Genomic DNA, 10,065 nt, shown 5'->3' with positions numbered 1-10,065 from the left:
TTCAACCAGTCTTCTGTAGGTTCAACCAGCTTTCTTTCCCGTGTGTCAAACAACCCTACTTTCATTTCAACATCTGAACAGATGTTTCCTTCACTATCTGTAATCCATTGTTTAATAGTTCCTACTTTCGAACCGTATTCTCCCGTTTGTGAATGGATAGTTATTTTTTCGCGAAGCCGCAACTCCTTTATAAATCGAATTTTTATTTCAAGAATAACAGGACCCAATCCTGTTTTTTTTATTTTTTTGAGTCCATATCCTCTTTCGGTGATAAATTGCCAACGGGCTTCCTCATAGATTTGAAGATAGGTTGCGTTATTTACGTGTCCAAACGTGTCTAAATGAAATTCCTTTATGACAATGTCGTATTCGAAAACTGTATTTTCCATTTTCCCTTCTATTTTTTGAATCAATTCACTATGGCTCGTTTTCCAAAAATACGATTACTAAATGTATTTATGAGCAATTCACACTATTTACTACTGACTGATTTTGAGGGATGCGTTCTAACACATTTTTAGCCTGTATGATATGACGAAGGTTATGATAGATAACTACACGGAAGGTATCTCCTAATTTTAACTTTATCCATCGGGTTATTGAAATTGCTGTTTTAACCCGGGTTAAGTCAGTATTTCTTGCCAGATTCAAAAGATCTAATAGTGCTTCCTGTTGGAGAATGAATGTATCTAAAATTTCGCTATCAAGCTTACTGTTGTTAGGATTCATTGATTTAAATGTTTTCATTTTGTTCAATTTTTCTTTGGGAAGCATACTCTGAACAAAATAGTTACCTAACCAACCGTATTTGAATACGGGGGAAGTTTTATAATTAGATTGAGCTATCCTTTTCCTGATTTCGGGAATATAAAAGTTACCATAACGATTAAGGTGTTCTATGCATTCAAGAACACTCCAGCTTTCAGTATCCGGTTTGAAATTCAATTCGTCTAAACTTAGTTTTTTCAATGACTGAACCTGTCTTAGGTTATCTTTGGTGATCGCGCTTAGTTCATCCAGAAGAGTTATTGCATTCATAATTTTTCCTTTTTACAAAATTCCGGATTTACAAAAAACTATTTATTGATTGAAATCAAGACTTTTGAGTCGGGAAAGTGTTTCGGGGGACATTCTAAGATAGGATGCGATATGTTTATTGGGAATTTCCTGAAATAGTTGAGGACTTCTTTCGAACACTCTTTTAAACCGCTTTTGGGGAGAGGTTATTAAAATGTCTTTTTCGCGTTCAAGTTGTTGTAAGACCAACTGTTCCAGTATAGTGTCCCAAAGGCGTTTGTTGCCTGCATCCTGATTTATGAAGTTCAGGTAATCGGGTTTGGAGATACTTTTTAGTTGAGTTTGCTTTATTGCCTGAATATAAAATTCGGAAGGGGATTCAGTTATAAAACTATCTAAAGATGTAATAAAATTGTTTTGGTATCCGAATCGTACGATATGCTCTTCACTGTCACTGATGAAGTAAATTTTAAGACTTCCGGATAGAATGTAATATAAATTGGTGTCAACTGTCCCTGCAACTTTCAGAAGTTTATTTCTTTTTAGGAGGATTGTTTTGTTCCACGCATTCTGACTTTCCAGTCGATCGTATAATTCTTTGATAGGGTTCATTTGTATACTTATACCTTGTATTTTCAATTAGGGTTGCATGATTGATTGAATAGGGAGCATTTATTGACTTTCGTCAAGATTCTTTTTAGCAAGGCCATTATAGATTTGCAACAAGAAATAATGACTTGTTATGAAGAATAAAATAACACAAAGACAGTTCGGAATGGTTTCGGGGATTTCACTGGTGATAATGACGATTGTTGCGGGTATGGTTATGGGGGGAGTGTATGCTCCTGTTTTTAAGATGAATAGTGAACAGCTTATAGAAGTGTTGCCTGAAATGCGCGCAAAATTTTTGTGGGGAAGTATCGGGTGGGGTGTTATATTACTTTGCGATCTACTTGTCAGCTGGGGACTCTATCGGTTTTATAAGGAAAAGAATAATCGGAGAGCGATGGTCATGGGAGGGCTTCGATTTATTTATTCGTTGATTTTAGGGATTGCAATTATACAGTTGATCAGGGCGCAGTTTATCTTTGACGGGCAGGAGGTATATAAGCTTTTGCAGAGCTTTCAGTCGATTTGGCAATTGGGTTTGATTATTTTCGGGGTTCATCTTTTGTATTTGGCAGGGTTGGTTTGTGAGAAAAACACCGTTCAAAAAGGGATTGGTATATTCCTGTTCGCAGCGGGGATAGGTTATGTGATAAGTAATACAGCAGATCTTTTTATTCCAAACTATGAACAGCTACGGGAACGTGTAGAAGTTGTTTTTCTTTTGCCGATGGTATTAGGAGAACTTGGACTGGCAATCTGGTTGATTGTAAAAGGCGGAAAAAAATTACTTCCCGGGAGAAACCCTGCGCTTTCTGATTCTGCTGAGTGATTCGGGAGTCATACCTAAATAACTGGCTATTTGATGTAAGGGAACGCGATTGTGTACGTCAGGTCGCGTTTTCAAAAAGTGTTCATATCGCTCCAGAGGGGAAGAGAGAATAAATTGGGAATAATTTTCTTTGATTTTATTCAGATCGTTTTCGAGCATTTGTTTGGTAATTTCTACCAGGGCAGGAAATTTTTCAAAATGAACCGGATCGGTTTCCCGGTCTCCTACAATCAATAGACAGTCTTCCATACATTCCAGGTAGAATGAGGAAGGAGTTCTTTCCGTATAATGGATAGAAGAGACAGTTCCATGGGATTCTGTATAAAACTCTGTCGTCCGTTCGGTTCCATCTATGATTTGATATTGTCGTACAAGACCTTTCAGAACAAAGTAACAGGCATCTGGAACAGTGCCTTCCTGCATAAGCATCGTTCCTTTAGTAGGAGCTATTACCTGAATTATCTCAGCGAGTTGGGAAATCATTGAACTATCCAGATTGGGAAATCCGGAGAGAAACTGTTTCAGATTTTCTTTAGCTAATTGATCTTTGTTCATGTATGTAAATGTATAAAACATCCCGATGTAAAGCAGCTCGTTTACATGTACCGGTTCCTTTCAGAGTTTTTTTAGTAGTGCCTCCAGATTTTTTGTGCTTTCATTTTCTTTTTTGGCGGCTTCTATTGCTAATTGTGCTATTCTTTTGGTCTCCGTTTTATTCCCAGATTTATACAGCAGGAAAGCATATGTATCTAAATAGGCATAAAAGGGTTCTTCTTCAGTAACCTGTTTCATCCAGATGAGGCATTTATTAATAACCTGTGGATCGTTACATTTTTTATAAATATCCCAGCAAAAATGATTAATGGCACCATTACTAAGTTCTCCCTCCTTTTTTTGTTTTTCGTACAACGTAAAAACTTGCTCCCATTTGTCTTGTGCTATGAGAAATTTTCGTTCAAAAGAAGCTACTACATCATCAATCCATTCTTCAGACAAAGCCTTTCTTGTAAAGTGAACGGCTTCGTCATATTTTAGTTGATCTTTTTCTGATATGGCCCGTTTAAATTTACCCGCTGTAAGAAAATACATCAAGGTTTCTACATCAGTTGTTCCATACAGTTCGATATAGCTGGCTTTGTTAGCCAACGCATTTTCAGCAATTGGATCTGCTGCTTCATTTGCAAAATAGAGTAGGGTCGAGAAGTATTCTTCAGAAAGGACATCTTTTTGACTTCTCCAGTATTCGTTTACTACAGATGCCTGAATTTTAGTATTGGTTCTGTTGATATAGTCTATATAAAACTGTGGATATTTGGTAATATCTATTGTGTTGGAGTATCCTTTGACTATTTTATTTTCTGCGTTTAACGCAGAACTTTCCTTTGTAAACTCTATTACACTTGCGCTGAGTGACTGAAAATTCTCTCCCGAAAAACCATACGATCTATTTACAACATAGCCTTTTTTATTGAGAATAAGCCCCGTTGGGTAGCTGCTGATGTGATGTTTTTTTGACAAATTATAAACGGAATCATCTTCAGCATTATATTTCAGTAGTATAAAATCCTTTTTCAGAATATTTTTAATTGAATCATTTTGGAACACCAGATTTTCCAGTTTTTTGCAGGGAGCACACCAGGTTGTGTAAAAATCGATGAAAACCATTTTGTCTTCTTGGGCTGCTAAGGAAAGAGCTTTGTTAAAGTCCTGATTAATTGTGATTAAATCTTGTGTAGCTCCACGTGAACAGAAAAATAGAAGAGAGAGTAGAAATAAGATTTTTTTCATGGTCTGAGTTTTACTCTGTTTTTACACACTAAAGTAGATGATACTAATATCGCCTAAACAAGTAAGAAATATACGCCTATTTTTCTAGTAAAAACTAAAACCGGTTATTGTTTTGAGAGGAATAAAGGTTTTTTGGGTTAGTATATAAGAGCAAAAGTAAACAAACTTAAATCAAAAGCTCCGCAGTAATGCGGAGCTTTTGTAAACCAATCCGGACAAAACAAACGTCATTTTTAGGATTAAATTTTTTTCGTTATTTAATTATTAGTTTTTGTACACCCTTTCCGTAATGGATGAAATAATTCCCGGGTTGCACATCTAAATTGATTTCCATTTTTTTATTCCATGGTGTAAATGTCATTACCTCTTTCCCTAACAGATCAAAAATTCGAAATTCTATTGAGGGATTAATTTGATCGAATTCGAGGTAAACCTTTCCGTTTGAGGGGTTAGGATATACTCTTACACCATAGGTAGCGTATAAATCACTTAGACCAACACTGTTTATCGCGATGCAGTCTGAAGTGTCACGGCATGTTCCGTTTGTTACGATTACGGCGTAATTCCCATTTTCTGCTGGTGTATATAGTTGATTGATTTCACCTTGTATCGGTAGATTATCATTATCGCAGTCGATCCATTGATGAGAAGCATTAATCTCGTTCGAAGTCAATGTGATTCCACTTACTGACACACTATTGTCCAGTGAGGTGATTGATACATATAGTTCGTCTGTTTGTTCGCAACCAAAATTATCGGTTACTGTAACGCTATAATTCCCACTTATTAGTGCTGTATCTGTCTGTAAAAAGGATCCATTATTCCACTCGTAAGAGACAAACCCGTCTCCTGCATCAATAACAACAGAATCTTCACATGAATCGAGGTCACTTCCCAGATCTAATAGTAAAGGTTGATCAAAAACGGATAAAGAGGTGAAAATTAGACTATCGCACCCCAAATACGTTACCAAATGACTTGTTTGTGTTAATGTATTTGAAATATTTGTTGCAATTGTACCATCAGGAAATGTATAATCAGTTCCTGAACAGAGAGTGTCTTCTACTAGTATATTGTGCACTTCTCCAATTGTTAATACAATTGTATCAATCTGAAAACAAGTTTCGCTATCTGTTACAACTATTGAAACGGTATCCGAAGCACCTATGTTTTCAGTTTGTGATGTACCACCTGTACTCCATGCATAAGTAACATATCCTATACCGGCATCTATTGTTATTTCTTCACAGGCAGTTAAGGAGTTCTCCAGATTTAATTCCGGTCCGGGGTTGAATGGTACAGGTGTTCCGATTGAATAGACAGGTGGTATTTCAGCGTATTTTCTTACACGAATCCAATCTACATCAATAGATCCTGCGCCCGAAGCAATTCCACCTAGCATTAAAATCAATCCTTCATCTTTAGTGTGTGAACTAGATGTTGAATTTAGAGCACCAATTTCGGGGAAACTTCCTTGTATATTTCCTGTTTCTACCCATGTCAAACTCCATATACCCGCCGAACTTGAATAAGGAAAGAGAGGGGAGATCCAATTGTGACCGGAACACCATCCGGAACCTAAATTACCGGATTCTGAAACCTTGACGGAATTAGGTGAAACTACTATTCCGTAACCTTTTTTAGTCACTGTTTTAGTCCAATACAGTCCGGGCCAATGTCCGGTTGTATTATTAACCTTTACTTCAGCGGTGTATGTGTCTGAGGCGGGGAATATCATAGTTGAACCTACTGTTGCTTCAGATAACCAGGCAAGGTGATAATTTCCTTCTGTTATGGAAGCCTCCGTAGTCGTTCCACAGAGATCCTGAAAATTAGTGATTGAGTCTTCAAAACCTTCATAAAACGTGAAGGTACAAGCTTCGTCAGATGCCGGAGCAGCAATAGGGTTTCCATAAAACATATATATATCTGTTATCGCATTAGAATCAATCAGCGGAATGTTTACCCAAACAACCGTTGTGTCTGTATTGATACCGGATTCAATATAATAACACAATTCATTACAACATTCATCCGAAGTAAATCGTAAATCACTTCCATCTGGAAGCATATCACCTGAGGCGATTGGTGTTTCTGTGTCTATAACTAACCGCATTTCATAATTTGTAAGTTTATCACCTAACATATTATTGATTGAAACTGGAGTTTTCTTTTCCCAGGCATGTAAGCAAGTGAGTTGGGGTGTTGATGGAATTTCAAATTGAATGTTATTGACTTTATTGAAAATTCCGGCTGCATCCGGAGGAGATGTTGGATCTACATTTATTGAACTACTGAAATAGTAAATAGATCGATTTTCTTCTTTTAAGGAAACCTGCCAACTACTATTAGATGCACTGAACCCTGGCTCATTTTGGTTTATTGCAAGAATAATGTTATCTACTCCATTCCAATCAAATGGAACATCTAAAGTAATTTCTACCCAATTACCTGAAGCAGTAGAATTAACAGTTCCTGTGTAATTGGTTGTTAAGTTGACAATAGGTTCCCAGTCAGCATTAGAGCTAAATTCTGTTCGGGTCGTATTTCCCATATAAATTGTCCAATCGGTGCTGTTTTCGGTCGATGAATTGGAGAGATAGAACCTTAGTTTATGAATTGTAGTTGGTCCGGTTGCACCGGCATCTATAAGTTCTGTGGCGGTATAAATTTGTTGCGTGTATGAGTAATCCAAATCAGTACGTATAGGTACAACTCCTGAATTACTCATGCTTGAGCCAATTTGTATTGTTGTTTGGGCTGTTATTGTGGTAACAATACAACTTAAAAGAAGGGCTAAAGCGGTTCTTTTTACAAAAGCATATTTCTTTTTTGAAAATAACTTTTCAAGTTTCATAATTATAATTTTTAATGTTAGTGAGGTAGTTGTTGTTTTATTTACGTTCATTTTTTCAGGTTTTCTCATTCGATAGATTCCCGAGTTTTTAAAAGAGCTTCATTTTATAAATTATGAGGCAAAAGTATAGGTAGGCAAGTCTTCTCACAATACGTGTTACCACGTATTTTACATTTATTTGTAAGTTACAACCTGTTATAGAAAGCTAAAACAAGTTTTTATTTTCAATGACCCATTCGAAAAGACTGTTTGTTTTTCCTCTTAGGTTAAGTTTGAGGATAATATTACTTCTATGTTTCTCTACGGTTCGTTCGGAAATGAAGAGTTGATTGGAAATGTCTTTGCTACTAGACCCCAGAGCAATTAGTTTTAAAATTTTTAACTCAGAAGGGGAAAGAGTTTTAAGTAAGTCAAGAGTGGAGTTGGCGTTTTTTATGTTAATTGTTTCAAAAACGGAACTGTAGTATTCTTTTCCATTTAAAATAGCGTCAATACAATTTTCTATTTCAATTAGAGTATCTTCTTTCAAGATGTATCCCGAGATGTTTAATGCTTTTGCTCTTGCTATAAATTCGGCTTCTTTATAATAGGATAGTATAATAAACTTTGTCTTGCTACTTTCACAATGCTTAGTGATTGATAACCCATCTATAATGGGCATTTCAATATCTAGAATAGCAATATCCGGATTTTTTTCAATAATCAATTGGAGAGCAGTTTCTCCGTTTGACGCTTTATATAACTTATCGAAACCTAGGTTTAAAAGTTGATTGTAGAGCCCCTCCAGAAGTAACGGGTGATCATCAGCGAGAACTATTGTAGGCATTTGTAATAGGTATTTTTAAGTAAATAGAGGTTCCTTTTTTTTTGGTAGATTTAATAGAGAACTCTGCATTCAGAATTTTAGCTCTTTCCTGAAGTGTTTTCATTCCCAATGAGTTTTTCAAAGTCGATTTTTTGCTCCAATCAAATCCTTTCCCATAATCTTTAATAGATACAGCAATATACTGTTCTTGTTTCTCGGCAGTAATCAAAGCTGAAGGAGATTCGGAATGTTTCAGAATATTATTAATAGCTTCCTGAACAATTCTATAGACATGTAATTCTTGTTGTGTAGTTAATAAGTTATCAATTTCATCAATTTCATCTGAAATAAAAACAGAACTATTCTGATCAATGATTTTAAGCAGTTTTTTTAAAGCTGAGGTTAACCCAAAACGCTCCAAAACAAAAGGGTGTAAACCTTGTGTGATTCTTCTGAGGTTATTCAGCGTTGAACTGATATTTGATTCTAATTCCTTATTATGGCTGGATTGAGCCTGGTTTTTGAGGAGAATTAAATCCTGTCCGACAGAGTCGTGCAATTCTCGGGAAATTCGTACTTTTTCTTCTTCTTGAGACTGTAATAATTGTTGGGAGAACTTTTCTTGTTCTTTTTCTCTTTGAATCACTACTTCTGTTTCTCTTTTTCGTTGTTTAATTTGGAACATTAAAAAGCCAAAAGCAACACCTAACACGGAAACAATACTAACACCTGCAACTAGTTGGTTTTTATTTTTTAATTTTTGAGTAGCAATTAATTTTTGTTGTTGTTGTTCTGTTTTGTGGATAGTTTCTTTTTTTTCAAGGTCGTATTTACTTTGTAATTGATAGGTCTTTTTGATTTGTTCTTCACTATTTATACTATCCTCAAATGCTACAGCTTTTTTATAGTAATCGAGTGCTTTTTTGTAATTCCCTAATCCATTATAGGCATCTGATAAGCAATTGCACGTACTTGCTTTATCCATAAATAGGGACGTACTTTCGAGGTATTTCCATGCATTTTTACAGTAGGAGATTGCAGTGATATAGTTTTTATTTTGGTTGGCTACTGTCCCCAGATCATATTCAGCTACGGCTACAATTTCATCCGTCTGAAATTGTTGGCCGTACTTAATGACATCTTTAAGATGAGGGTGAGCAGCGTTAAACTGATTTAGATCAATATACGTTTTTGCTAAGATTGATTTCAGAATCATTTCTGCATAAAGATGCTTATTTGCTTTCGCAAGGCTTAGGCCTTGTAGCGCATATTCATTGGCTTTTTCATATTTTCCGAATCGCCTGTAAAAAGATGCGTAGGAATAAAGAATATGCATTTTTGGCAAAAAGCCATCTGTTTTATCGACAAAAGCGGAAGCATTATTGAAGTTGTGAAGAGCTTTCTCATAGTCTCCAAATTGGGTATAGGTATTTGCTATTGTTATATATATGCTATATATGTCGTAGTAATTGGAGGAGTCTACTAGCTGAATGGCATCTTCCAAATCAATAATGGCCTTATTGTATTTTGAAACTGCCAGATATGATGAAGCTCGTTTTCGAAGGGTTTTAACAAGTAGGACTCGTTCTTTTTTGTTTTTTTTATTTAAGTGGGTAATGACATACTCATGATAATAAGATGCGGAATCTATTTTTCCCAGGGCATGATATGCATATCCCATTTCACTACCAATAAGTAAGTGGTCATAGATGAATTTTTGCTCTTCGAATTTGTGGAAATATTGATTCCCAAATCTAATTACGGCATTAAAATCATTGGTTGCAGAAATAACTTTTATTGTTTCGCTAACGATAAATGGAGTCGTTTTCAAATTACTTTTTTCACTAATTGATAAGGCTTCTTTTTTATAGTAAAGATTACTGTCAATGTTATCTAAAGCATATATTTCAGATATTTTAAGTAACAGATCTATTTTGTAGGCATCTCTGTTGGTTTCTGCTAATCTGGATTTAATACGATTTATTTCGTCTTTTTGTCCCCAACAGTTCAAGGCAAGAAGGATGGAGAACAAGAAGCTCTTTCTCATTTTGTAAATCTACTAAAAAAAGAAAGCCTTTACCTGAACCCATCGAATTATAGTTCTAGGATGAGATGTTGCATCCTATTTGATTTTCAGGAAGTGAGGCAGAGTAGGTGGTG

At 35.6% G+C, this 10,065-nt stretch carries 9 protein-coding genes; 1 reads left to right on the top strand and 8 read right to left on the bottom strand.

The genetic code is table 11. The features are described 5' to 3' along the window. The 3 genes from AC4PL9_RS05755 to AC4PL9_RS05745 form a co-directional block, all read right to left on the bottom strand. A partial coding sequence (locus tag AC4PL9_RS05755; protein WP_491603818.1) for an acyl-CoA thioesterase occupies positions 1 to 389 on the bottom strand: 389 nt, incomplete at its 3' end. Between the two features lie 67 nt (positions 390 to 456). Then, entirely contained in the window at positions 457 to 1,038 is a 582-nt protein-coding gene (locus tag AC4PL9_RS05750; protein ID WP_491603817.1) for a DinB family protein, read from the bottom strand. Positions 1,039 to 1,080: 42 nt separating this feature from the next. Then, complete coding sequence (locus AC4PL9_RS05745; RefSeq protein WP_491603816.1) at positions 1,081 to 1,629, bottom strand: Crp/Fnr family transcriptional regulator; 549 nt, start codon at positions 1,627 to 1,629, stop codon at positions 1,081 to 1,083. Between the two features lie 130 nt (positions 1,630 to 1,759). Between AC4PL9_RS05745 and AC4PL9_RS05740 the strand changes: the two genes are divergently transcribed. After that, a complete protein-coding gene (locus AC4PL9_RS05740; protein ID WP_491603815.1) occupies positions 1,760 to 2,455 on the top strand; it encodes a DUF4386 domain-containing protein in 696 nt (231 codons plus the stop codon). Here the strand turns inward: AC4PL9_RS05740 and AC4PL9_RS05735 are convergent. The 5 genes from AC4PL9_RS05735 to AC4PL9_RS05715 form a co-directional block, all read right to left on the bottom strand. Next, positions 2,411 to 3,010: a Crp/Fnr family transcriptional regulator gene (locus AC4PL9_RS05735; RefSeq protein WP_491603814.1), complete on the bottom strand. Its 600-nt coding sequence runs from the start codon at positions 3,008 to 3,010 to the stop codon at positions 2,411 to 2,413. The genes AC4PL9_RS05740 and AC4PL9_RS05735 overlap by 45 nt on opposite strands. Positions 3,011 to 3,070: 60 nt before the next feature. Further along, positions 3,071 to 4,243: a thioredoxin family protein gene (locus tag AC4PL9_RS05730; RefSeq protein ID WP_491603813.1), complete on the bottom strand. Its 1,173-nt coding sequence runs from the start codon at positions 4,241 to 4,243 to the stop codon at positions 3,071 to 3,073. 253 nt (positions 4,244 to 4,496) lie between these two features. Continuing rightward, positions 4,497 to 7,100, bottom strand: coding sequence for a DUF2341 domain-containing protein (locus tag AC4PL9_RS05725; RefSeq protein WP_491603812.1), 2,604 nt, complete (start codon positions 7,098 to 7,100; stop codon positions 4,497 to 4,499). Between the two features lie 205 nt (positions 7,101 to 7,305). Then, on the bottom strand, positions 7,306 to 7,926 hold the full coding sequence (locus tag AC4PL9_RS05720; RefSeq protein WP_491603811.1) for a response regulator transcription factor: 621 nt from the start codon (positions 7,924 to 7,926) through the stop codon (positions 7,306 to 7,308). After that, positions 7,904 to 9,952 carry a tetratricopeptide repeat-containing sensor histidine kinase gene (locus AC4PL9_RS05715; protein WP_491603810.1) on the bottom strand — a complete coding sequence of 683 codons (2,049 nt, stop codon included), beginning with the start codon at positions 9,950 to 9,952 and terminating at the stop codon, positions 7,904 to 7,906. Before AC4PL9_RS05715 ends, AC4PL9_RS05720 begins: the two co-directional genes overlap by 23 nt. Positions 9,953 to 10,065: the final 113 nt, after the last annotated feature.

This window comes from Wandonia sp. (assembly GCF_984588085.1).
The sequence above is the reverse complement of the archived record's forward strand: the minus strand, read 5'-3'. Positions and strand labels throughout refer to the sequence as shown.

Bases quoted from the DNA above. Each gene is read 5' to 3' on its own strand.
- AC4PL9_RS05720 (WP_491603811.1), bottom strand. From the start codon at position 7,926: ATGCCTACAATAGTTCTCGCTGATGATCACCCGTTACTTCTGGAGGGG.
- AC4PL9_RS05750 (WP_491603817.1), bottom strand. From the start codon at position 1,038: ATGAATGCAATAACTCTTCTGGATGAACTAAGCGCGATCACCAAAGAT.
- AC4PL9_RS05745 (WP_491603816.1), bottom strand. From the start codon at position 1,629: ATGAACCCTATCAAAGAATTATACGATCGACTGGAAAGTCAGAATGCG.
- AC4PL9_RS05730 (WP_491603813.1), bottom strand. From the start codon at position 4,243: ATGAAAAAAATCTTATTTCTACTCTCTCTTCTATTTTTCTGTTCACGT.
- AC4PL9_RS05715 (WP_491603810.1), bottom strand. From the start codon at position 9,952: ATGAGAAAGAGCTTCTTGTTCTCCATCCTTCTTGCCTTGAACTGTTGG.
- AC4PL9_RS05725 (WP_491603812.1), bottom strand. From the start codon at position 7,100: ATGAAACTTGAAAAGTTATTTTCAAAAAAGAAATATGCTTTTGTAAAA.
- AC4PL9_RS05735 (WP_491603814.1), bottom strand. From the start codon at position 3,010: ATGAACAAAGATCAATTAGCTAAAGAAAATCTGAAACAGTTTCTCTCC.
- AC4PL9_RS05740 (WP_491603815.1), top strand. From the start codon at position 1,760: ATGAAGAATAAAATAACACAAAGACAGTTCGGAATGGTTTCGGGGATT.